Genomic DNA, 22236 nt, shown 5'->3' on the forward strand with positions numbered 1-22236 from the left:
GCTGTCCGGCCCGGAACTGTGGCGGTGAGTCAGACACGCACCGCCCGACGCCGCGAGAGAGGCCGGACCATGAACGTCACGGACACCATCAAGGACATCCTGGTCACCGACGTTTTCGTCGAAGTGCCGGTCGACCAGATGAGGGACGACGAGAGCCTGCGGGATGTCTACGGACTCGACTCGCTCGGGTTCGTCGAGTTGCGTGCGCAGTGCGAGAGCCGGTTCTCGGTGACCATTCCCGCCGACGACTTCACTCCTGAGCACTTCCACACCATCGCCGACGTGGCCGCCCTGGTCGAGCGGCTGAAGAGCTCCTCCCCGGCACGGTGACCGGTGGCCTCGCACGCGGGCCCGGAGGACGTCTGCGTCACCGGCCTGGCCTGGTCGACGCCGCTCGGCGACACGTTGGAGGGGGTGTGGTGCCGGCTCCTCGCCGGGGAGACGGGACTACGTGAGACGCCGTCCGCCTTCCCGGTCCGTACTCCGCTGGCCGGGACGGTGCCAGGGCTGCCGCTCGGCGAGTCCGCCGCGCGGCGGCAGAGGGCCCTGACCGTCTCCGTCCTCGAGGCGGCCTTCACCTCCGCCGGCCTCGACCCCGCCGACGCGGGCGTACGGGTGGTCCTGGGCACGAGCTACGGGCCGCTGCTGGACGAGCCGTTCGCCGCGGCGGACGACTGGGCGGTGGACGCCGCCCGGCACGTGGGCCATCCGCACCGGCCGGTGGTGGTCGCGACGGCCTGTTCCGCGGGGGCCGACAGCGTCCTGGTCGCGGCCGCGCTGCTGCGCTCCGGGCAGGCGGACATCTGTGTGGCGGGCGGTGCGGATGTCCTGACGCCCGGCAAACGGCTGGGACACTCCGCACTCGGCACGCTCAGCCCGGACGCCCTGCGGGCCTTCGACGTACGGCACAGCGGCACCGTGCTCGGCGAGGGTGCGGCTCTGCTCGTCCTCGAACGCGGCGCGTCGGCGCGGCGGCGCGGGGCACCGGTGCGGGCCGTGCTGCGCGGGACCGGCTCGGCCAACGACGCGGCCGGCCTGACCACGCCGGACCCGTCCGGGGACAGCGTGGTCCTCGCCGTGCGGCGCTCTCTGGCGGACGCCGGCCGCACCGCCGAAGAGGTGGCGGTGGTCAACGCGCACGCCACGGGGACCCCGGTCAACGACGCCGTGGAGAGCGTCAGTCTGCGTCGGCTGTTCTCCGGGGTGACCCGCCCGCCCCTCGTCTTCGCGACAAAGGGAGCGCTCGGGCACAGCCTGGGTGCCACCGGTGCGATCGAGGCGGTCTCCGTGATCCTCGCGCTGCGCGACCGCAAGGTGCCGCCCGTCGTCGGCCTGGCGGAGCCGCTGCCCGAGTTTCCGCTGCCGACGGCCGTCGGCGGTGCGCAGAGCTTCGACGGTGCCCTCGGCGCCAGCCTGACCATCGGGTTCGGTGGATTCAACAGCTGTCTCCTCTTCGAGAGGGGTGCCGCATGACCGCGTTCACGGTGACCGCGGTGGGGTCGGTCAGCTCCGGCCGTCCCGCCCAACTCGCGCACAACAAACCGTCCTTCTTCGCCGACCCGGTCGCCTGGCTGGTCACGGCCGCGGTGGACGAGGCCCTGCGCGCCGCGGCCGACGACCTCAGCGCCGCACCCGACCGGGTCGGAGTCATCACCCTGAGCAGCACGTGTTCGGCGCTCACCATGACGGCACTCGCCGACTCGGCGCAGCGGGGCCGGATCTCGCCGCTGCGCTTCGCCGGTGCCAATCCCGGGGTGCTGGCGGGCCTGCCGTGCATCCGCTGGAAGTTCCGGGGCCCCACGCTGGCCCTGGCCATGGACCCGGCGCACGGACTGGATCCGGCCGCCGCGGTGACCGCCGCGTGGCTGGACGGCGGACAGGCCTCGCACGTGCTGCTCGCCGTCCACCTCGTGCGGGACGGCGTCCACACGTCACGGTGCGCGGTCGTCCGGCCCGCGTCCCGCCCGACAGACGGCCGGGCGGAGCTCGATCAGCTGCTCGTCCCCGACCCAGGTGAGTGATCCCGTGCCGAGTGAGCCCGTACCCGTCCGTCCCTCCGCCCTGCCGTTCGGCTGGGACGACGTGGTGTCCCTGCTGGACCGCAGCGTCGATCTGTCCTCCTCCCGCCCCGGTCCTCCGCTCGCCGACGTCGCCGCGGACATCTCCCGTCTGCGGCTGCCGCCCGGCACACCGGTGATCCTGTCCCTGTCGAACAGCCGCCGGCTGCTGGAGCACTACTTCGCGGTGCTGCTGGCCGGAGGTGTTCCGCTGACCGTGTCCCCCGCCACGCCCTCGGCCCGGATCGCGGAGCTGGCCCGGCGGGTGGCGGCCGGCGCGGTGATCGGCACGCGGGTGGACCCTGCCCGGCTGGGGGCGTCCGGCGCCGCCCGCACGGCCGGGGACGCCGCCGCCGTGCTGCTCGAGGGGGGAGCCGCGGCGGGCCCGTCGTACCCGTCCGGCAGCGCGCTGCTGCTGACGTCGGGGACCTCGGGGATGTTCAGCGTCTGTCTGCACCGCGTGGACTCCCTGGTGCGCAACGCGTCCCGGCATGCGGCGGCGGTGGGCCTGAGGGCCGATGACACGATGCTGGTCAGCCTGCCGTTGTTCTACTCGTACGCGGTGGTCGCGCAGGCCATGGCCGGCCTGGTCACCGGCGCCCGTCTGGTGATCTCCGGGCCGCCCTTCTCGCCCGCCGAGTACCCCAGGCTGCTCTCCCGGCACGGGATCAGCAGCTCGTCGATCACTCCGACCATCGCCAGGCTGCTGCTGCACCGCGGCGAGCGGCTCCCGCGGGAACTGCGCATGCTGACGGTGGGCGGCGACCGGCTGGCGGCCCGTCATGTGGCCGGTCTGCGGGCCGCCCTGCCCGACACCGAGCTGTACGTCACCTACGGGCTGACCGAGGCCGGCCCCCGCGTGGCCACCCTGGCCGCGCACCGGGAGCCGGAGCACCGTTTCGACTCCGTCGGGCTGCCCGTGCCGGGCGTCGGGGTTTCTCTCCGGGACGTCGCCGACGGCGCCGGCGAACTGCTCGTGCACACCGACACCGCCCTGGTCGCCAAGATCGGCGATCCCACGGGCGGTCGCTGCCTCGTCGGCCCGGGCGTGGTGGCCACCGGCGACCGCTTCCGGATCGACGGGGACGGCTACCTCCGCTTCCAGGGCCGTCTGTCGGACTTCGTCGTGGTGCGCGGCGAGAAGGTGTCGCTCTCGGCGGTGCGCGAACACGTGCAGACGCTACCGGGCGTGGTCGACTGCGCGACCTCGGTCGGTGACGAACGGGACGGCTCGGCCCAGTACACGCTGTCGGTGCGGCTGGACCCGGCCACCGCCGGCGGCCGGAGCGCCGCCGAGCGGATCCGGCGGTCCGTGCTGTCCTTCCTGCTCCCTGCCGAGCGGCCCAGCGAGCTGCGGATCGAGACGGCCGACCAGGCGGTGTTCCGCAAGTAGGGGCAGGCGGCGACGGCGGGCCCTCGGTCCTGCGGGGACCCGCCGTCGTACGCCCGTCTCAGCGGGGCCGCTCGGCCAGCGTCAGCCGTATCGGCTGCCCGATCCGGTACGTGCCGTCGCCCGAGCGGAATCGCTCCAGGTGACCGGCTGCCGCGGCCAGCACCTCGGGGTGCCGCCGCGCCGGGATGCGTTCCCACGTGGCCCGCTGGCCGTGCGACCAGGACCAGGCGCGCCACTGTTCGAGGTCGCGGAAGACGACGTCCAGTGCGAAGGTCGTGCTCCGTACGGCGTCGAAACCGGCTGATCGGAGCAGTTCCTCGACTCCCTCGTCGGTGTCGAACGGGCTCGCCGCCCGGAACGGGGAGGCCGGCAGGAAGTCGTGGAACACCTCCTCCAGCCAGCCTGAGGCGTGGTCCGAGAACGTGGACAGACCGAGCCGTCCGCCGGGCACGAGCAGATCACGCCATGCGCGCAAGGCGGCCAGGGGACCCGGCAGGAAGAAGATCACGAACGAGGCGGCGGCCACGTCGTAGGCGCCGCACGGCAGTTCCGGGGCGGCCGCGTCCATGCGTGCCACGTCGACCTGTTTCAGGCCACGTGCGCGGACCTCCGCGCGGGTCGCCTCGACCATGCCGGCCGACAGGTCGATCCCGGTGGCCCGGCCGCCGGGGCCCACCGCGTCCGCGAGGGCGAACAAGGCGGCCCCGCGCCCGCAGCCCAGATCGAGCGCGCGCTCCCCCGGCCGCGGCCGCAGTTCCCCGACCAGCCGTTCGGCGATCGGCGTGAACCACGGCACGCCGACGGAGTCGTACACGTCCGACACCCTGTCGAACACCGCTGCTATCTGCGCGCGCCGTTCGGACGCTCGCGCCAGGCCCATGCCTACCCCCCTCGTCACGGCCGCCCGTCGAGCGTGCTGCGCACGGTCAGCGGCTCCAGTTGGACAATGACCCGGGTCATCGGCGCGAGAGCCCGGTAGGGCTCCCCTCGGTACCGGTGCGACAACCGGTCCAGATGGGCTCCTGCGCCTTCGGTGGTGGTCCCCGTCAACCGGGTCTCGGCGTGGACCACGCGGTACATGTCGTGCGGGTCGATCAGTAACAGGCTGGCTCGGCGCTCCCGTTCGACATGGGCGAGCCAGTACGTTCCGCGTCGGCTGTTGAGCCAGAAGAAACCGTCCTGGAACTCGAACCAGGCCGGGGTCATCTTCACCCGGCCGTCCCGTCGCCGGGTACCGACCACGATGGGCAGGGGCTCGGCCAGGAACGCCGTCGTCGCTTCGCTGATCACTGGGACGGTCCTTCCGGCGGACGGGGACGCGTGGCGCACTCTCGCGCATGCTGCCCCGGCTCGAGGGCGCGGTCTGTGCAAGATTGAGCACTGTGGGGCTCCGTGCGGGGTCCACGATGAACGCACTGCACAGAGCTACGAAGGGGAGTTGGCTCGATGCCTCGTTACGCCGTTCTGCTCAAGGGGATCAACGTCGGTGGCAAGAAGAAGATCGCGATGGCGGAGCTGCGCGACCTGCTGTGCGAGCTGGGTTACGACGACGTCAGTACGTATCTGCAGAGCGGGAACGCGGTGCTCAGCAGTCCCGATGCCCCGGAACTGGTCGCGGACCGGATCGAGACCGGCATCAGCGAGCGCTTCGGCAAGGAGGTACGCTGCCTGATCCGCACCGGCGAGGAGCTGCGCGCCGTGATCGACGCCCATCCGCTGGCCGACGTCGCGGTGAAGCCCTCGTGGATGTTCGCCCTGTTCCTGTCGGCGCCTCTGGATCCCGGCCGGGTGGCCGCACACGACCCGAGGAGCCTGGCGCCGGACGAGGTGCGCCTGGGCAGTGGCGTCGTCTACCACTGGTGTCCGCAGGGCCCGTTGGAGGCACCGGACGTCAGCGCGTTCCTGGAGCGCCGGCACGCGGTCACGGTGACTGGCCGCAACTGGAACACGCTCGTCAAGCTTGCGGAACTGACCGCCTGACCCGGGGTGGCACGCCACCGGCCGCGTCCGGGAGGGCTCCCGTCCGCGGCCGGCCCGGAGCGCGGGTCAGGTGACGCCGCCGCGTTCGCCGTCCTCGGCCGGCAGGGCCGCGTCGGCCTCGCGCAGCTCCTCATCGGCGGTCTTCTCCACCCGGGCCATGGCCCGGCGCAGCAGAACGGGCGCCGCCACGGAGGTGAGGACGGCGATCAGCACCACGAGGGTGTAGGTCGTCGTCGTCAGGATCCCCAGGCGCAGCCCCACACCGGCGACCACGATCTCGACCGCGCCGCGGGCGTTCAGGCCCGCTCCGATGGCCACGCCCTCCCACCGGCTCAGTCCGCTCAGCCGGGCGCCGAGCGAGGCACCGGCCAGCTTGCCCGCCATGGCGAGGACCAGCAGCACCAGACCGGTGAGCGCGACGCGTGGGTCGCGCAGCGCGGTGAGGTCGGCCCGCAGCCCGGCGCAGGCCAGGAACAACGGCGCCAGGACGGCGAGGGTCACGTCGCGCAGTGCCGAGAGCCGGCGCGGATCGACCGCGGAGGCGATCAGCAGACCGGCGACGAAGGCGCCGAACACGGCCTCCAGGCTCAGCGCCTGCGCCGCCGCACCGCTGAGCAGGATGACGATGACGGCGACGGCGGACACCGGCCCGCTGTCGCCGCCCCGGTCCAGGCGCCGGAACAGGCCGCGGACAAGGGGACGGGCGGCGACGGCGACCGCCACGAAACCGGTCAGGCGGGCGGCCGCAACGCCGGTGGCGGCGAGGCTGAGGGATCCGGCGGCCATCGCGGACACCAGCGAGAGCAGGAACCAGGCCACCGCGTCGTCGACGGCGGCGGAGGCCATGATCAGCTGCCCGACGTCCCGGTGGAACAGATTCATGTCGGAGAGGGTCTTGGCGATGACGGGGATCGCGCTGACGCTGAGCGCGACGCCGAGGAACAGCGCGAAGGTGGTGCGGTGTGTGCCGTCGCCCACCAGCGAAAGCGGCACCAGGTAGCCGGCGGCGACACCCAGTCCGAGCGGGATCAGCAGGCCGGAGACTCCGACCCTGAGCAGCAGGCCCCGTCGGCGACGGATCAACCGGGGGTCCAGGTGCGCCCCGGCCACCCCGACGAGCAGCAGGACGGCGAACTGGCCGAGGGCGTCGAGGAGATGGGCCTGCTCCGCCCGTGCGGGCAGCAGCCACGCGGCCGCATCGGGGGCCGCCGCGCCGAGCACGGTGGGCCCGAGCAGGACACCGGTGGCCAACTCGCCCACGACAGCGGGCAGTCCCCACCGTCCGGCCAGCCGGCCCAGACAGAACGCCAGCGCCAGCAGCACCCCGGCCTGGAGGAGGAACAGCATCACCTGGTGGGGTGGCAGCGGGGGCGCCGCCCCGGACGCGAGGGTCGACATGGTCAGGCCACCATCGCCGATCCGGCCAGCGACCGCGTGGACCGGTCGCCATCGGCCATGAAGTCCAGCAGCCGCGGCTCGTGCAGCGCCAGGTAGCAGTCACCGGACCGGCTGACCAGGCCCGCCTCACGGAACCGCTTGAGAAAGTAGCCCACCCGCGACCGGGTGGTGCCCACCATCGCGGCGAGCTCCTCCTGGGTGATCCGCTCCTCGATGCGCAGCTGACCCTTCCCCCGGCGCCCCAGCTTACGGCCCAGATGCAGCAACACCGCGGCCAGCCGGTACTCGCTGTCCTCCGTCACGAACCCGGCGATCAGCTGCTGCTGTTCGAAGAGCCGGCCGGCCATGTAGTGCACGAGCTGCTCGCGCAGGCCGACATCCGACATCGCCGCCAGCACCTTGGCGGCGGACATGCGCCGCAGGACGACGGGGGTCATCGCGGTCACGGACTCGGCCCGCCCGTCCCGTACCAGACAGAGCTCACCGAACACGTCGCCCGCGCTGTAGATGTCCAGCAGGCACTCCTTGCCCTCGCGGGACGGCACGATCGCCTTCACGAGGCCCTGCTCGACCAGATAGATGCTGCGGTCGCGGTCGAGACAGCCGTAGACCGGCTCGCGGCGGGCGACCTCGATGGTCGAGGCAGCCAGGGCGTCGGAACGTATGAGGCGGGCAAGGGTCTCACCGAGACCCGCGGACTGCACGGTAATCAACGACAGCACTCCCCCGTGGAAGGTATGACTTCGCTTTCTTCGATGGGCTGCGCTATCACGCAATGGAGACTGGTCCTCACGGTCGTTCTCCCCCTCCGTCAGCTACTGGCTCCCGGATTTCCAGAGCGGGTGAAACCCTGCAGGTGGGGAATGCCCGGGACCGTCGTCGCGACCATAAAAAGCGGAGACCGCGCAGGCGGCTTTGCGGACTTCACGTCCAGCGCGGTGACCTCCGCCGGAAGTGTGCCTCGCCGCCGACCGGGCGGACCACTCTTTCGGGTGATGATTTGGTGCCATGGCGCGAAGCTGCCAGGTCGGAACTCACTGTGCTCTGTTCCGCGCCCGCGAAGTGCTCAGGAGTGAGCAGACGGTGCCGGAACGGCTCCGGGAGAGTGGGGCGCACCGTCGGTCCGAGAGGTAGTGATCAGGGAGTGGTCATGCGAGCTATTCTTCTGGCCGGCGGTGTGGGATCCCGGCTGTGGCCGGCCACCCGGGCGGTGTCGAAGCAGCTCATCCCGGTCTTCGACAAGCCCATGATCTACTACCCGCTGTCCACCCTGCTGCTGGCGGGGATCCGGGAGATTCTCCTCGTCACCACCCCCGAGGACCGTGCCCTGTTCCAGCGGCTGCTGGGTGACGGCTCCCAGCTCGGCGTGCGGCTGGAGTACGCGGTCCAGCCCCTCCCCAAAGGCCTGGCCCAGGCGTTGGTCATCGGCGCGGAATTCATCGGCGACGAGCCGGTCGTTCTCATCCTCGGTGACAATATCTTTCACGGAGTCGAACTCCGCGAGAAACTGCAGAAGTTCCACGCCCTGCGCGGTGCTCATATTTTCGCCCGCGCGGTTGAGGATCCGTCGTCCTACGGTGTGGTGGAATTCGACGAGTTGGGGTGCGCCCGCTCCCTGGCGGAGAAACCGTCCGCGCCCGCGTCGAGATTCGCCGTTCCCGGACTCTATTTCTACGACAACAGTGTCGTGGAGATCAGCCGAGGCCTGAAACCGAGCGCGCGAGGAGAACTGGAGATCACCGATGTCAACGCGGCTTACCTGGAACGGGGTGAACTGCGTGTCTCCGTCCTGGGCCGCGGGACGGCCTGGCTGGACACCGGGACCTTCGACTCCCTCGCCCGCGCCTCGGAGTTCGTACGGGTCGTCGAGGAACGCCAGGGACTGAAGCTGGGCTGTGTGGAGGAGGCCGCCTGGCGGGCGGGGTTCATCGACGACGTCCAGTTGCTCTCCCTCGCCGAGCCGCTCGCCAAGAGCGGCTACGGCCGCTATCTGATCGAGATGGTGGAGGAGGCGCGCCGCGGTCCGGCTGCGCACTCCCCGACGTCCCTGTCCGCACCCGGCGTTCACGGCAAGGTGCGGATGAGCGTATGACGGCCGCCGCCGGACACATGAGCACCCGGATCCTCGTCACCGGCGGGACCGTCACGACGGGAGGCGAACCGACGCACGCCGGGTCGGTGAACCGGCTGACGGCCGGGCACGACCAAGTGGTGCAAGTCGCGGAGTCGCACGGAGACCGCTCCATCGCCGACGGCGGCGCGTTCGCCCGTGACGGCGTGCCGGGCACACGGACTCGGTACACCGACGTACGGCGGGGTGCCGGCACCTGCGTCCATGTGCCGGCCGACGAGGCAGGGGCCGACGCCCCGAGGAGCCCCGGACGAGCGGCCGCCGTTCATCCCCCGCCCCCTGCCCGGCGACCGAGGCCGGCTCCGAGCTGCCGGCGCTCGCCCCTCACGGTACGCGCGGACGGGACGTCCGCGTCACCCGGCGCTCCGACCACCACGGACCGCGCCAGTTCCCGGACAAGACCAGCCGGCTCTTCGTCACCCGCCTGCCGGCCGGCGGCCCGGCCCCGCTCCACGGCGACGGGCTGCACCGGCGCGACCGGCTCTGCGCCGAAGTCCACTGCCGCCACGTCGAGTTGGTCCGCACGCGGGGACGAACCGTGCTGGTGTACGGCGGCGGCACCGACCCGGCCGACAGGGAGCCCACCGTCCGGCCGCGCCACGACGTCGAGCGCGGCCCGGCCGCCACGGCCGCCTGGTACCGGGACGGCTGCGCGTGGTGGAAACCGTCGGGGGCTCGGTGCCGTGCGTGAGCCGTCCGTCCCCGGCGCGTGGCGCACTGCCCCCAGGCCCTCGCCGACACCCGTGGCACCCTGCACAGGGACTTCCGGCCCGCGGCCGTCGCCGCCGCCACGGAACGACAGGCGTCGAAGACGGGTCCCCTGATCCGCGGCACAGATCACCGCCCATCAACGACCCACAGCACAGCGGAAATTTCGCCATCCCCTTTTCCGTGCAGAATTCTCATGAATTGCTCGGCGCAATTCGATCCCTTGACGCGCGAAATCTCCGCGATCTAGACTGAGATCGCGGCAGGAGATTAACACAAGTTAATTCCCGCTTTTCCTGATGGGGAGTCGGGAATCTACGTCCGCACGCTCATCGAATGCCGCGCAACGAGACGACACCCCCCACTGAAAGGGAATGATCGACCATGCGAGCACTGAAACGCGGAGTCGTCGCCATGGGTGCCACCCTGGCCGGACTCGCGCTGGCCGCGTCACCGGCATTAGCCGCGAGTCCCGCCGTCACGGTCACACCGGCCGGCGGCCTGTCGGACGGCTCCGTCATCAGCGCATCGGCCACCGGCTTTTCCGCCAACGCCCAACTCAATTTCGCGGAGTGCGCGGTCATCGGAAGCACCTCAACCATCGCATGTGCGAACGGAAATCAGCTCGCAGCGGCCGACACCAACGGCGCCGCTAGTGTTTCGCTGACCGTCCACAGCAGCTTCGACACCTACAACGCGGACGGCACACTGCGCGCCCACATCGACTGCACGACGAACGCGCAGGGCTGCTTCGTCGGCGTCCAGAACGCCGACTACTCGGAGACCGCGGCCGCCACGATCCAGTTCGGCTGATCTGAGAACGAGCGCTGTACTGGAACGCCCGGGAATTCCAGTACAGCGCTTCCGTCACGACCACACCAGGACCAGCCACGCACCCACAGCGGCCTCCCCTGGCCCGCTGCATGGACGCTCTTCATACCGTGGACGTGCCGATCGGCCCCGTGGACGGCCGGGCGAACACTCCCCCCGCCACCGCCGGCAAGAAGCCCTCGACAAGCGGCTGCACGGGCACCGGCGCAACGAGCCGGCAAGGGAGTCTCCTCTCCGAGCAGGTGAGTGCGGGCCCGGAACAACGTTCCTTCGGCCCGCACCGACCAGTACCCTGTTCGCCACTGTGCGTGAGGATCTGTCGACGTTACGCGGGGGAACAGGACGGATGAGTGTCCGGGAACTAAAGCCTCAGGGCCGGCAGCCGGTGCGGGCGGAGGACGAGGACGAGCAGCGGCGGCTGTCGGTGTTCCACCTCGTCGGCCTGGCGGCTGGGGGCATGGTCGGTTCCGGCTGGCTGCTGGGCGCGGACGTCGCGTTCCGCCGGGCCGGTTCGGACGCCTACCTGGCCTGGGTGTTCGGCGGCCTGCTCGTGCTGCTGATCGCCGCGGTCATGGTCGAGTTGGGCACCGTCGCCCCCAAGACCGGCGGGTTGATATTCCTGCCGCTGCAGAGCAGCGGCGCACTGGTGGCGACAGTGGTCGCGGCCGGCCTGTGGATCTTCTACGCGATCAACCTCTCCAGTGAGGCCGTCGCGATGACGAGGGGCCTGTCCTGGAAGGTCCACGGGCTCCTGGATTCCTCCCAGGCCCTCACCCTCAAAGGCTGGGGCTACGCGCTTGTGTTCATGGCGGCGATCTCCGCGGTGAACCTGGCGGCCCCGCGGATCTTCTTCAGGATCAACTCCTGGCTGACGGTGGCGAAGGTCGTCATCCCCGTCCTGACCGTCGCGCTGCTGATCGCGGCCGGCTTCCACCACCACAGTCCCCACGCGAGTGGCGGCAGCACCGGAAAGGGCGCCGGCGCAGCCTTGGCGGCGGTCGTCGACAGCGGCGTGATCTTCGCCTACGTCGGCTTCCAGGGACCGCTGGACTTCGCCGGGAACATCAAGCGGCGGGAACGGGGCATCGGCGAGGCGGCCCGGCTCCGCAGGGCGGTCTTCGGAACGATCACCGGGGCCATAGTCCTGTACATATCGCTTCAGGTCGTCTTCACGAAGTACCAGGCGTCCTACTGGAGTCCGGCCGGCACCGAGTCGTCGCCCTATGCCCAGTTCGCCTTCGCCCTCTCCCTGGGGTGGCTCGGATGGCTGCTCAGGATCGGCGCCGTGATCTCACCCATGGGCGCGGGACTCGTCTTCGCCCATGCGCTCACCCGCGAGGTGGCAGCGCTCAGCCGGGCCCATCTCACGCACCGAGGGCTGCAAACCGCCCGCAAGGCGTCCCTGAAGCGGCGGTACGACGTGTACTGGCTTGTCCTGGTCGTCGACTTCTTCGTCGCCAGCATCGCACTGCTGGCGGTCGGCGGCAGCTGGAGCTCCCTCGTCGCGATCACCGGAGTCCTGACACTGGTCGTCTACGCCGTCCCGGGCGTGGTCCTCGTGTCGCTCCGCGACCACCTGACCGGCTGGTCCCGTCTGCGGCGCGGCGTCCGCGAGGTCCTGGCGCGGACCGGTTTCGCCCTGATCGCGCTGATCCTCTACGGGGCCGGCTGGGCCCCCCTGTGGCGGGGCATGGCGACCCTCGCGGTGGGCTGCGCCCTGCTGCTGTGCCTGCCGATCCTCGCCCGGTGGCTGCCGGCCTTCGGCCGGATGTACGACGCCAAGGTGCACATGACACTGTTACGGCACTGGCGCACCAGCCCCGCCGCCCAGGCCGCGCTCTGGCTGATCGGTCATCTCGGGGTGCTGACGCTGCTGACACTGCTGGGCAACTCCTCGGCCGGCGTCCTCCCCAAGCTCCTCGGGGGCTTCCTGGCCGTCGCTGCGGCTCTCGCCGCCTTCGAGGGCCTGGTCCACGCGTCCAGACGCCACATGGCCGAAGTGGCGCCTCTGCTACCGACTCCGGGAACCGGTCGCCCCGCCCCGGCCGCTACCGCAGCGAACGAATGACCTCCGTGGCCTCCGCCTCGAATCCCCTGCCGCGCAGCTCCTCGACCGCCTCCTCCCTGCGGTTCGTGTCGGACCAGCGGCCCACCGTGGCACGGAGCAGGAAGTACCTGTCCTCTTCCTCCATCGTGCTGGTGCGCAGCCGGTCGACGACCAGCGCCACGCCCTGAGGGGTGACCCGCTGCTCGTTCTCCAGGCACCGTTCGAGCAGGTCCCAGCCGTCACGGGGCAGCTCTGCGCCGTACAGGCGGGCGGCGATCTCGGCGATGACCGCGCCCGATCCCCGGCGCACCCCGACGGAGTGGGACGGGTCCGCCAGTTCCTTGCAGGCCAGATCGACGGCCTCGGCGCGGCCGTGGCCCCGCAGCGCTGTGACGTACTCGACGAAAAGCCCGGCGTCCGCGCCCTGTTCGAGGACGCGCGCGGCCAGTCTCTGCGCGATCGTCTGGGCCACGCGGTTGCGGTCCCTCGGCCGCTCGATCCGCACCAGCAGACCGGCCAGATCGCTTCCGGAGCGGCCGTCGGTGTGCGCCGCGGCGGCGATACGCAGCAGCCTCCTGCATTCCGGCTGGGCGTTGAAGTTGCCCAGTACCGTGTCCAGGTAGTCGAGTTCCACCGGCGAGCGCGGCCCGGCCGCTCGCGCCGTCCCCCTGGCCACGATGTCGACGAGCAGGTCCTTGGTCGTCCTGGTGAGAGCCTCCGAGCGGTGCCAGGCGATGACGATCTCCGCCAGGTGCTCCACGTTGTCGCGCGACGCGGCGTGCTCACGGACCAGCGCGCACTTCTCGGAGGAACCCTGACGGGCCAACTGGCCGCAGATTTCCGCGATGTCATGCTGGGACAGCCGCCTGCCGACATGTTCCACGAGGGTGTCGGGGCTGTCGGTCCGGGTGGCGATGAGATGGGCGACGATCCGTCTCGTCCCGGGTACGTGATCGGGAATCCGCAACTGTGCGTCGACCCACTCCTCCAGGATCCGCTCGGAGGGACTGAGCTGGTGGAGCGCGCCGGCGAGGTCCTGGAACTCCCTGGGAACGGTGTACGAGGCCTGTGACGGCACGTGCGCGTGCTCGGTGATCGCGACGAGGGTCTGGCGGAGGAGCTCGGCGGCCTCTTCCCCGCACTTCTCGTCACGCAGCGCGATGTAGAGGAGGGCCTTGTCGAGATTGGTCCGCCCGGAACTGGGTGTGGTGAACAGGCGTAGCGTCTTGTCCACCAGCTCGGTCTTTCCGGCGCCACGGCACTCCCGGACGAAGACGGCGACGTCGAGCACCGTCCGCTGGCAGGCGATGTCATGGATGACGCCATCTGTCAGCCGCGGGTGCCTGCCGTCGCTCGCGCACTCGGCCTCCCACTGCCGGATGGCGAGTTCCGCGGCCTGAATGATGTTCCGGCTCAGCGCCGCCGTGGCCACCATGTTGACGGCGTCCCGGTAGTCGAAACTCACCGCGCATTCGACGAGCCGGTCGATGGTGCTGAACATGGCGAACGCGTGCAGGGCCCTGATCGCGTTGGCGGGCCGGGGCCTCTCGCTGCTCTCGGTGACGGGCTGCTCGCCCTCGCGCATGGCCTGCATGCGTTCCTTGAAGGCGGCGACCGAGCACTTGGTCACCCATTCGTAGCCGAAGCCCCACGGCTCCGTCGTACCGTCACCCCCGGAACGTTCGGCCACCTCGGAGCCCGCGGTCCTCTGCCCCTCCGTCATACGCGCAGTGCCTTCTCCACCTGGTTCCAGTAGCGGGCGAAGGCATGGGGCGAGCTGAACGCCTGGTTGGCCCTGCCGTCGATGTGCCGCGCGAGATGCCGGCTGGCCTCATCCGGCCTGGAGCTGAGCAGAGCGACCACGTCGCCGGTCTTCCGCTCGTCCTTCAGCAGTTCGTCGAGACGGGAGTCCCGGTCCATCATCAACGTCTTGACCCAGTCCGCGGGTTCGACCGGGAGCTGCGGCACCGGGTCACGCCTCTTGAGCTCCATCTGGTTGGTGAAGAGGGGGCTGCCGTCACGGGCGTCGTTCAGCGACATCCTCGGTACCTGGTGCTGGGCACCTGTGCAGTTCTCCATCTCCTTCTTCACCGCCTCCCGCAGCAGGCCGATGGTGAGCTGGTGATTGTGGTCCTTCGTGCCATCCTGCAGTATGCGCAGCAGATGCCCGCTGAACGGCGTGCACTTCGAGAGATTCCCCGGCAGGGCTGAACAACCGTCAGCAGAAGCGAAATTGGCGTTCTTGACGGCCGTGAACACACAGGTGCCCTCGTCCAGCGCGCCCAGCACTCCGGGCAGGACGGGCTCCTCCCCCAGCTGGGGCAGCAGGTTCGAGTAACAGCAGTCGGCGATCAGGACCTTCAGCCTCGCCCTGGCCTTGCGCATGACGCGGTAGACATACCAGCTGGAGAGCCAGGTCCATGGCTTGTCCCGGTAGGACGAGCCCACGGAGAAATGGACCTGCGCCCCGGGAACGTCACTCCAGTACTGACCGTGGCCGACATACACCACCAGGAAGATGTCGTCGGGCCCCGTCTCGTCCGCGGCCTCCTGCAACGCCCTCATCACGCCGTCAGCCGTCCGGACCTCGTCCTCGGTCAGGACCCGGCAGCAGTCGTTACCCCACATCTCGTCGCCCGCGAGAACCTCGCCGTACATCCGCGCGCTCTCACCGATCGGCGGATGGCTGTCCATCCCCGAGTTCACGGCGTACCTCGCCGGTCCAATCACCACCGCACGGGACGCCATCTCAGCCGTCCAGCCCTTCCGCCGTCGGCTCCGCGGCGGAGTCGGGTACGGACTCGGTGCCGACCGATGTCTCGGGCGGATCCAGCCGCTCGTGGCGCCAGCGCTCGACGACCCGCTTCACGGCGTCCACCGTGGCCGACACGGTCATCTCGGTCGCCTTGCCGACCACGGCCACGAGGACGATCTCGACGATGCCGCCGGTCAGCACCCTGCTGTCGTCGACGGGCCGCGAACGCCACGGCAGGCCGGTCTCCGCCCGCAGCTCGTCGAGCATCCGGTCCGGATCGTCCAGACCGGTCAGCCCCTTGACGGACACCGAGATCCTCGTAGCCATGCCAACGCCCCCGCCTCGAGCTCAGGTCTACCACCAGGACGCCGTAACCGGTTCACACTTCGCCGCGTCAACGCCCATACCAGCGTACTCACCGAGGCAAGACGCCCCGCGCCGATCAGCCTGCCCCAGCTCGTCGCCGCTGGTCGCAACGTGCAGGCGGGCGCGGTGATACATGAGTGCGTTGCTCTCCTGGCGCGGCGGTTGCCGGTGCTGCGGGCGTGATCGATGACCGAGACCGGACTACGAGCAGCGGGGGAACGCCTTCCTCACCGGCGCAGTCCTAGTCGCATCCTTACCCGCCGCTGAACGACGCCTTGCGTGCTGCGGTTACTTTCCCCGGCAGAGTCAAGATCGATGGGACAGCCAGGGAGACCGGCGCGGTGAAGCGACGCAGCAGGCGTGGCAGGTTCTGTGCATCACTGACGGGTGCGCTCGTCGTGGCCCTGGCCGCCGGCGGCTGCGGCACGAGCGACGGCGGCCCGGCCGCCACGCCGGCGCAGTCCGCTTCCGCCGGCGGCACGCCCGGCACCGGGTCGCACGTCATGGCTCGCGCCGCCACTTGGCGCAAGTGGGGGCTGGCGCCGCTGCCGACTGCTCCCGAGCCCCCGGTGGACAAGCCCATCAAGCTCTCCCGCACGGGCCCGGTCCCGGTTTTCGCGCACGTACCGACGTCGCGGAAAATCGTCTTCATCACCGTGGACGACGGACTGGAGAAGGATCCCAAGTTCGTCCAGATGATGCGGGACTTGAAGGTCCCCATCACGATGTTCCTGATGAACGACGCCATCAGGTCGGACTACGGGTACTTCAAACCGCTGCAGGCGTTGGGCAACCACATCCAGAACCACACTCTGCACCACCCCCCGATGAACACCGTCCCGCTTGCCCGGCAGAAGGAAGAGGTGTGCGGCGACCAGAAGATCCTCACCCGGCACTTCGGCACGGCGCCGCTGCTGTTCCGGCCGCCCTACGGCGCGTACAACGACGCCACCAGGATCGCCGTGGGAGAGTGCGGGCCGCGGGCGATCGTCTGGTGGCGGGAGTCCATGCAGATCCGCGATCTCCAGTACCAGCAGCCGGACAAGAAGCTGCGCCCCGGTGACATCATCCTCGCCCACTTCCGCGGGCCGGCGGAGATGAAGGGCGCCACCATGACCGAGATGTTCGCGAACCTGCTGAGGCACATCGAGAAGCAGGGCTTCGCAGTGGCTCGTCTGGAGGACTACATCCAGGCGCCGACCGGCCGCTGAACCGGTGCGGACACGAGGGAGCCGTCGACGACCGGCCCCGAGACCGTCGGGACCGGTGCCTGCGGCCACCGTGCCGCCGGGGCGCCGTGGCCGCGGCGGCCACGCCGACAGCGCCGCCGAGTAGGCTACGGCAGCCGAACTCCGCGTCGGCTGAGCGCGGTTGAGGGCGAGTCGCCTCACCCCCGACCGACCTGGGCGCGGCGGGCGAGCCACAGCCGCGCGCGGCGCCGCACCGCTCCGGCGGTCACTCGCCTCGGCTCAGCGGTCGAACGGAGACCGGGCGTCCGTACGCCCTACGGAGGGTGTCGGTGGACGTCACGAGAGCGAGGGCGGCGGCCGGCCGCCCCGTTCGTCGGGCCGGTTCCGGCCGCACAGGCCACCGCCCTGTCCGAGCCCGGCCGCGTCGTGGAGGTGCAGGACGGGGCCACCTCCGTCACCAGGCCGGACCCCCGCCCGGTCAAGGTTCGGCAATGGCGGGTGCGGCCGTTGAACATCCCATGGGCTCGGCACGTACCGCGAGTGGATCCGTCGTGGCGGGCGAGCGGGCTGGTCGGCCCTCCGTCGTGCCGAGAAGGGTCCGCACTGTCGTGATCGTCGTGCGCCCGCGCGACCGTGGGGCACTCCCCGCGGGGGACGCACAGTGAGGAGCAGCTCAGTGGCCCGCCAGAACCTGACACAGTCGTCGCGTACGTCGCGGCGGGAGCACGCCCGACGCTGGAAGCGGTCGAAGGTGTCGCTCGCGCTGATCGGCGGGCCGCTCGTGCTCGCCGTGGTCGCGGGTTCGGTGTTCGCGGCGGAAAGCCGTGACCAGCACCGCACGCAGGGGAACCAGAAGGCCGCCGCGCAGCTTCCGGCTGCCGGTGAACTCGATCCGAACTGCACGCTGCTCGTGCCGGACCATCCGCTCACCGCCAGTGGCCTGGCCACGCCGTACAGACTCGTCGCGACGCATCCGGCACAGGGTCCCTGCCACGAGGCCGACCCCGATCAGTCGGCGTTCGTGGAAGCCGCGATCGTCACCCCGACCGGCAAGCTGACCCTCTACAACCCGTTGGTGATCGACAAGGGAACGAGACCGGCCGCGCGCACCGCCCGGCCCTCGGTGCCGCGCGGCTCGACGGTGGGCATCTGGTTCGGTTTCAACAGCGCCGACCTGACCTTGCGAGCAAGCGGTCGTCCCGACAGTCTCGCCCAGGGCAAGTGCGTCAACGGCCTGCGGGGCTCGGTCTTCGGTCAGTTCGCCTACTGCAATGCGCCGGCCTTCTTCCGGGCCGCGGGCGCCCAGATCGCCAAGGGGCACCTCAGGATTCCGGCGCTAGGGACGGCCAAGGACGGCTTGCCCTGCCCGACCACCCGGGACTTCTCCGTCGTGGACCAGGACGGAAGCGACAACGTGGTGACCCACTACCTCGCCGACGCGCACGGCCGTATCGCCCAGAACAACGCCGCGAGCAGGGCCGCGCTCAAGAGGGCCGGCCGGCTGACCAACCGCGGCGACCGACACCACCGGCACAACGGCAGGGCCGGGTCGGCGACCACCGGCGCCCCCCGGGATCTGGCCAACGGCAGCGACAACCTGTTGCTGACCCAGTTCATGGACCCCGCTCTCGGCTGCAAGCCGTTCACCGCGCCCGACCAGTCCGGCGACGGCCAGGCCGCGTCCGCCCTCGCGCTGGACGAACTGTCCGCTGCGGCGGACCAGAAGGCGCCGATCGCGCTGGTCCCGCAGAACGACCCGATGACGCTCGTCGACGGCCGTAGCAGTGTCGCGAAGACCGACGCGTACCGCGCGGGAGTCGACATGCCCGCGGTCGGTGCCGGCGCCGACGGTGACGGAGCGGCCTTCTGCACCACCCTGTTCCGCGACCCGGCGGGCATCCGCCGCGTCTTCAAGGACAAGGCGCTCTTCGAGAAGGCGCCCTCGCCGGACCCGGCCACGGCGCCGAACCTCTTCGGTTTCCTCGCCGCACGGGCCAATCAGACGTTCACGAACCTGCACTGCGACCAGCTCCTCGGCGCCGCCGACCCCGTCGTCCTCACCACGAACGCGGACGGTCTGGTCACCGACGCGGTGCTGACGGCGCTCGGCCGGACGCCCCCCTCGGCCACTCCCACGACCGGCACCTCCCCCTCCGCGTCGCCGAGCACCCCGTCCGCCGGCACGAGCCCCGCTCCGGCGGCCACCACCGAGGCCGCCTCGCCGACCGGCGCCTCCCCGTCCCCGACGGCACAGCAGTCCCAGGGAGGCCACCGCTACGGCTCCTGACAGCCAGGCCGGTCCCCGCGTCGCCCGACCGCGCCACCCGTGATCGGCGTTCCTCTACACCCGGCGGAGTAGTCACGATGGCTCCCCCCGCATGACGACCGCGGGTGCGCCGTGGGCGATGCTGTGTGCCGTGACAGCTGATCTTCGCCGAGCCGAAGCCGGAGACGGTGGCGGTGGCGGTGGCGGTGACGCCCATCCGGCATCCGCTCCGCCGTCGCTCCCTGCCGAGCACGCGCACCCGCCGCGCCGCTCCCGGCTGCGGCGGTGGCTGCGGCGCGCCGCGCTGGCCTGTGCCGTCGTGCTGCCGGCCGTCACGGCGGCCTCGTTCGTCTACAACGGCGTCACGGCCGGGCGCGCCGCGCCGCCGCGCGGGCTCCGGTACGTGCAGGCCGCCGACATCCGCACGCGCTACCAGACCTGGGGTACGGCGGGCCCACCGGTCGTCCTGGTGCACGGGGCCTTCGAGTCCGTGGACACCTGGTCCCGCCTTGCCCCGCTGCTCGCCCGCGACCACCGGGTGTATGCGCTCGACCTGACGGGCGACGGATACAGCGAGCGTCACGGCCCGTACACCGTCGACCATTTCACCCGGCAGCTCCTCGGCTTCCTGGACGCCATGCACCTCGGCGGTCCCGGCGAGCGCCCGCTGCTGGTGGGGCACTCCAGCGGGGCCGCCGTGGTCACCGAGGCGGCCCTGCGGGCCCCTGGCCGGCTCGGGGGTGTGATGCTCCTCGACGGCGACGCCCTCGACACGGGTGCCGGGCCGCCGCCGGCCTTCAAGTACGTGCTGATCGATCCGTACCGCACCAGCCTGCTGCGCCTCGGGCTCGGAGTCGACGCGGTGATCCGCAGCGTGTACGACGCACAGTGCGGGCCCTCCTGCCCACGCCTGGACGCCGCCGGTCTGGATCAGTGGCGACGCCCGCTCCGGGTGCCGGGCGCGGAGGACGCGCTGTGGAGCATGCTGAGGGCCGGGGTGCCGGGTCTGCCGGCGGACCAGGTGGCTCGGCTCGCCGGGGTGCGCCTGCCCAAGTCGGTGGTGTTCGGTGCCCGGGACGACGTGTTCACCCGGCAGACGCCGCAGGAGACCGCCCGGCGCATCGGCGCACCACCCGCGACGCTCATCGCGGGCGCCCGGCACCTGACGATGATCTCCAGCCCCGAGGCGGTCGCGACGGCCGTGGACAGGCTCACCGCGGCATCGATCGCGGCATCTCGGTGATCCGCCGCGTGCACGCGTATCCGACCGAGCCGCTCCCCAGTGAACTGCGCGGCGACCTGCCGCGTCCGCCGGGGTGTGCCTGGGCACGGACCCCCTCCACACCCCGCCGGAGCCGGCCGAGACGGCCCGGACGGCGTTCGCGGTCCGCGGGGGGACCGGTCTGGACAGCCCGTTCGCCGGGACCTGCGTACCGGGCGGACCGGCCGGGCCGGGGCTGGACCGCCTGGCCGCGGCGCCGGCCGCGCTCGTCGACGCCCCGTGAACCCTCCGGCCGGGTCCGCATCCCGACCGCGCTCCTCGGCTTTCCTCCGGCTGCCGGGCCGCTGACGCCGGATCCCCCCTCCCTGCGGCGGCGCGTCCGACGACGCGTGGCCTTCACCACAATGTGCCGATTTCTGGATAGATGCCTGCCTATAACTGGACAGACGCCTGCCTGTAAGTGGGTGCAGAGCTGGTTGCTCTCCTCCGGCGAGCAGCACGTCAGGCACGCGAAGACCAGTGGTATGGGAGAAACGTTTGATCACGGCACGTAAGCAGAGCACCGGGCTGATGGCTACGGCCGGCGTACTCGGCGGCGTCCTCGCAGTCACGGCCCTGGGCGGTACCAGCAGCGCCGCGACCGGCCCCGACCATGCCGGGAACCACCCGACCCCGCAGGCGCGGGTGGATCAGACAGCCGCCCAGGACGCTTCCGACGCCCGGATAGAGATCACGCCCGGGCAGGGTGCCCACGAGGTCGGGATCAACGCCCCCGTCACGGTCACCGTCAGTAGCGGCAAGCTCACCAAGGTGACCATGACCGCCGTCGCGACCGGTGCCGAGATCCCTGGCACCCTGTCCGCGGACGGCACCTCCTGGAAGCCGAACGGCCGGCTGGGGCGGGCCACCAAGTATCAGATCGCCGCGGAGGCCGAGGACGCCAAGGGCCGCTCCGCCACCGCGAACGCCACGATCACCACGGTCTCCCCGGCCAACGACTTCATCGGGCACCTCTCCCCCGAGGACGGCTCGACCGTCGGCGTGGGCATGCCGGTGACGGTCAACTTCGACAAGGCGATCGGCGACAAGGCCGCCGTGGAGTCGGAGATCCAGGTCAGCTCCAGCAGCGGGCAGCGGGTCGTCGGTCACTGGTTCAACGACGACCGCCTGGACTTCCGCCCCGAGAACTACTGGAAGCCCGGGTCCACCGTCACCGTCAGGCTCACCCTCCACGGCGTCCGGAAGTCGGTCACGTTCAAGATCGGCCGGAGCCAGATCAGCACGGTCGACGCGAAGACCAAGCGGATGACCGTCGTACGGGACGGCAAGACGATCAAGACGATCCCGGTCTCGTCCGGCAGTCCCGAGCACCCTACGTACAACGGCCGGATGGTCATCTCCGAGAAGTACAAGCAGATCCACATGAACGGTGCGAGCGTCGGCCTCATGAAGGACGGCAAACCCGCCTACGACATCGAGGCCGTACCGCACGCCATGCGCCTGACCGACTCGGGCACGTTCATCCACGGCAACTTCTGGGGTGCCGACTCGGTCTTCGGCAAGGTCAACACCAGTCACGGCTGCGTGGGCCTGAAGGACGTCGAGGGCGGTGGCGACGGCAGGCAGCCCGCCGCGTGGTTCTTCGACAACTCGATGATCGGTGACGTCGTGATCGTCAAGAACTCCGACGACAGGACCGCGTTGGCGCCGGACAACGGGCTCGGCGACTGGAACATGCCGTGGAGCGCGTGGGTCGCGGGCAGCGCGACCCACTGACACCACGCCACTCCCCACACAGAAACGGACCGGTCGCGACACCGGCGCCACGCTCCGTGTCGGCCCTGCCTCCCGGCCTGATCCGAGATGTCACTCAGAAGCTCGGAGGCATCGCA

19 protein-coding genes and 1 pseudogene are annotated in these 22236 nt (G+C 70.9%); 13 read left to right on the forward strand and 7 right to left on the reverse strand.

What is annotated here, in order from left to right; translation table 11 throughout:
* The first annotated feature begins 69 nt into the window (after nucleotides 1–69).
* The 4 genes from AB0L59_RS27110 to AB0L59_RS27125 are packed head-to-tail and all read left to right on the forward strand — an operon-like array spanning nucleotide 70 to nucleotide 3450.
* Entirely contained in the window at nucleotides 70–330 is a 261-nt protein-coding gene (locus AB0L59_RS27110; protein ID WP_365588490.1) for an acyl carrier protein, read from the forward strand.
* Nucleotides 331–333: 3 nt separating this feature from the next.
* Complete coding sequence (locus AB0L59_RS27115; RefSeq protein WP_365588493.1) at nucleotides 334–1473, forward strand: beta-ketoacyl-[acyl-carrier-protein] synthase family protein; 1140 nt, start codon at nucleotides 334–336, stop codon at nucleotides 1471–1473.
* Nucleotides 1470–2021 (forward strand): polyketide synthase, encoded by a 552-nt coding sequence (locus AB0L59_RS27120; RefSeq protein ID WP_365588496.1) that lies wholly within the window; start codon nucleotides 1470–1472, stop codon nucleotides 2019–2021. The genes AB0L59_RS27115 and AB0L59_RS27120 overlap by 4 nt, the downstream gene beginning before the upstream one ends.
* Before the next feature lie 4 nt (nucleotides 2022–2025).
* Nucleotides 2026–3450, forward strand: coding sequence for a class I adenylate-forming enzyme family protein (locus AB0L59_RS27125; protein WP_365588499.1), 1425 nt, complete (start codon nucleotides 2026–2028; stop codon nucleotides 3448–3450).
* Nucleotides 3451–3508: 58 nt separating this feature from the next.
* Here AB0L59_RS27125 and AB0L59_RS27130 read toward each other — a convergent pair whose 3' ends face one another.
* Both AB0L59_RS27130 and AB0L59_RS27135 read right to left on the reverse strand, forming a co-directional pair.
* Nucleotides 3509–4330, reverse strand: a complete 822-nt coding sequence (locus AB0L59_RS27130) for a methyltransferase (RefSeq protein WP_365588501.1) — start codon at nucleotides 4328–4330, stop codon at nucleotides 3509–3511.
* 14 nt (nucleotides 4331–4344) lie between these two features.
* Nucleotides 4345–4740 carry a pyridoxamine 5'-phosphate oxidase family protein gene (locus tag AB0L59_RS27135; RefSeq protein WP_365588504.1) on the reverse strand — a complete coding sequence of 132 codons (396 nt, stop codon included), beginning with the start codon at nucleotides 4738–4740 and terminating at the stop codon, nucleotides 4345–4347.
* 156 nt (nucleotides 4741–4896) lie between these two features.
* On the opposite strand from AB0L59_RS27135, the gene AB0L59_RS27140 reads away from it, so the two are divergent.
* The gene (locus tag AB0L59_RS27140; protein WP_365588507.1) at nucleotides 4897–5430 is read left to right on the forward strand and encodes a DUF1697 domain-containing protein; all 534 of its coding nucleotides are present in this window, start codon (nucleotides 4897–4899) and stop codon (nucleotides 5428–5430) included.
* A 66-nt stretch (nucleotides 5431–5496) separates the two neighbouring features.
* On the opposite strand, the gene AB0L59_RS27145 is transcribed toward AB0L59_RS27140, so the two are convergent.
* The gene (locus AB0L59_RS27145; RefSeq protein ID WP_365588510.1) at nucleotides 5497–6828 is read right to left on the reverse strand and encodes a cation:proton antiporter; all 1332 of its coding nucleotides are present in this window, start codon (nucleotides 6826–6828) and stop codon (nucleotides 5497–5499) included.
* 2 nt (nucleotides 6829–6830) lie between these two features.
* Nucleotides 6831–7532, reverse strand: coding sequence for a Crp/Fnr family transcriptional regulator (locus AB0L59_RS27150; protein ID WP_365588805.1), 702 nt, complete (start codon nucleotides 7530–7532; stop codon nucleotides 6831–6833).
* Between the two features lie 446 nt (nucleotides 7533–7978).
* Here AB0L59_RS27150 and rfbA point away from each other — a divergent pair, with 446 nt between their 5' ends.
* The 3 genes from rfbA to AB0L59_RS27165 all read left to right on the forward strand — a co-directional run bounded on the left by rfbA (nucleotide 7979) and on the right by AB0L59_RS27165 (nucleotide 12566).
* A complete protein-coding gene (gene rfbA / locus AB0L59_RS27155) occupies nucleotides 7979–8920 on the forward strand; it encodes a glucose-1-phosphate thymidylyltransferase RfbA (protein WP_365588512.1) in 942 nt (313 codons plus the stop codon).
* A 1131-nt stretch (nucleotides 8921–10051) separates the two neighbouring features.
* The gene (locus tag AB0L59_RS27160) at nucleotides 10052–10480 is read left to right on the forward strand and encodes an enediyne antibiotic chromoprotein (protein ID WP_365588515.1); all 429 of its coding nucleotides are present in this window, start codon (nucleotides 10052–10054) and stop codon (nucleotides 10478–10480) included.
* Between the two features lie 364 nt (nucleotides 10481–10844).
* On the forward strand, nucleotides 10845–12566 hold the full coding sequence (locus AB0L59_RS27165) for an APC family permease (protein WP_365588518.1): 1722 nt from the start codon (nucleotides 10845–10847) through the stop codon (nucleotides 12564–12566).
* Here the strand turns inward: AB0L59_RS27165 and AB0L59_RS27170 are convergent.
* Genes AB0L59_RS27170 through AB0L59_RS27180 form a run of 3 tightly spaced genes read right to left on the reverse strand, consistent with a single transcriptional unit; the run spans nucleotide 12547 to nucleotide 15627 of the window.
* Nucleotides 12547–14268, reverse strand: a complete 1722-nt coding sequence (locus AB0L59_RS27170) for a hypothetical protein (protein ID WP_365588521.1) — start codon at nucleotides 14266–14268, stop codon at nucleotides 12547–12549. The genes AB0L59_RS27165 and AB0L59_RS27170 overlap by 20 nt on opposite strands.
* Entirely contained in the window at nucleotides 14265–15251 is a 987-nt protein-coding gene (locus AB0L59_RS27175; protein WP_365588524.1) for a hypothetical protein, read from the reverse strand. The genes AB0L59_RS27170 and AB0L59_RS27175 overlap by 4 nt, the downstream gene beginning before the upstream one ends.
* A 43-nt stretch (nucleotides 15252–15294) precedes the next feature.
* Entirely contained in the window at nucleotides 15295–15627 is a 333-nt protein-coding gene (locus tag AB0L59_RS27180) for a hypothetical protein (protein ID WP_365588527.1), read from the reverse strand.
* A gap of 380 nt (nucleotides 15628–16007) precedes the next feature.
* Between AB0L59_RS27180 and AB0L59_RS27185 the strand changes: the two genes are divergently transcribed.
* The 5 genes and pseudogenes from AB0L59_RS27185 (at nucleotide 16008) to AB0L59_RS27205 (ending at nucleotide 22120) form a co-directional block, all read left to right on the forward strand.
* Nucleotides 16008–16877, forward strand: coding sequence for a polysaccharide deacetylase family protein (locus tag AB0L59_RS27185; RefSeq protein ID WP_365588529.1), 870 nt, complete (start codon nucleotides 16008–16010; stop codon nucleotides 16875–16877).
* Nucleotides 16878–17532: 655 nt separating this feature from the next.
* Nucleotides 17533–19143 carry a hypothetical protein gene (locus AB0L59_RS27190; protein WP_365588532.1) on the forward strand — a complete coding sequence of 537 codons (1611 nt, stop codon included), beginning with the start codon at nucleotides 17533–17535 and terminating at the stop codon, nucleotides 19141–19143.
* A 118-nt stretch (nucleotides 19144–19261) separates the two neighbouring features.
* On the forward strand, nucleotides 19262–20365 hold the full coding sequence (locus AB0L59_RS27195; protein ID WP_365588808.1) for an alpha/beta hydrolase: 1104 nt from the start codon (nucleotides 19262–19264) through the stop codon (nucleotides 20363–20365).
* Nucleotides 20353–20627, forward strand: a pseudogene (locus tag AB0L59_RS27200) (N-formylglutamate amidohydrolase); the annotation flags it as partial. The gene AB0L59_RS27195 and the pseudogene AB0L59_RS27200, both read left to right, overlap by 13 nt.
* A 254-nt stretch (nucleotides 20628–20881) precedes the next feature.
* Nucleotides 20882–22120, forward strand: coding sequence for an Ig-like domain-containing protein (locus tag AB0L59_RS27205; RefSeq protein ID WP_365588535.1), 1239 nt, complete (start codon nucleotides 20882–20884; stop codon nucleotides 22118–22120).
* Nucleotides 22121–22236 lie beyond the last annotated feature (116 nt).

The sequence above is a fragment of the Streptomyces sp. NPDC052109 genome (assembly GCF_040680195.1).
Taxonomy (GTDB): Bacteria; Actinomycetota; Actinomycetes; order Streptomycetales; family Streptomycetaceae; genus Streptomyces.

Bases quoted from the DNA above. Each gene is read 5' to 3' on its own strand.
- AB0L59_RS27110 (WP_365588490.1), top strand. From the start codon at position 70: ATGAACGTCACGGACACCATCAAGGACATCCTGGTCACCGACGTTTTC.
- AB0L59_RS27120 (WP_365588496.1), top strand. From the start codon at position 1,470: ATGACCGCGTTCACGGTGACCGCGGTGGGGTCGGTCAGCTCCGGCCGT.
- AB0L59_RS27130 (WP_365588501.1), bottom strand. From the start codon at position 4,330: ATGGGCCTGGCGCGAGCGTCCGAACGGCGCGCGCAGATAGCAGCGGTG.
- AB0L59_RS27140 (WP_365588507.1), top strand. From the start codon at position 4,897: ATGCCTCGTTACGCCGTTCTGCTCAAGGGGATCAACGTCGGTGGCAAG.
- AB0L59_RS27145 (WP_365588510.1), bottom strand. From the start codon at position 6,828: ATGTCGACCCTCGCGTCCGGGGCGGCGCCCCCGCTGCCACCCCACCAG.
- rfbA (WP_365588512.1), top strand. From the start codon at position 7,979: ATGCGAGCTATTCTTCTGGCCGGCGGTGTGGGATCCCGGCTGTGGCCG.
- AB0L59_RS27160 (WP_365588515.1), top strand. From the start codon at position 10,052: ATGCGAGCACTGAAACGCGGAGTCGTCGCCATGGGTGCCACCCTGGCC.
- AB0L59_RS27165 (WP_365588518.1), top strand. From the start codon at position 10,845: ATGAGTGTCCGGGAACTAAAGCCTCAGGGCCGGCAGCCGGTGCGGGCG.
- AB0L59_RS27170 (WP_365588521.1), bottom strand. From the start codon at position 14,268: ATGACGGAGGGGCAGAGGACCGCGGGCTCCGAGGTGGCCGAACGTTCC.
- AB0L59_RS27180 (WP_365588527.1), bottom strand. From the start codon at position 15,627: ATGGCTACGAGGATCTCGGTGTCCGTCAAGGGGCTGACCGGTCTGGAC.
- AB0L59_RS27195 (WP_365588808.1), top strand. From the start codon at position 19,262: ATGCTGTGTGCCGTGACAGCTGATCTTCGCCGAGCCGAAGCCGGAGAC.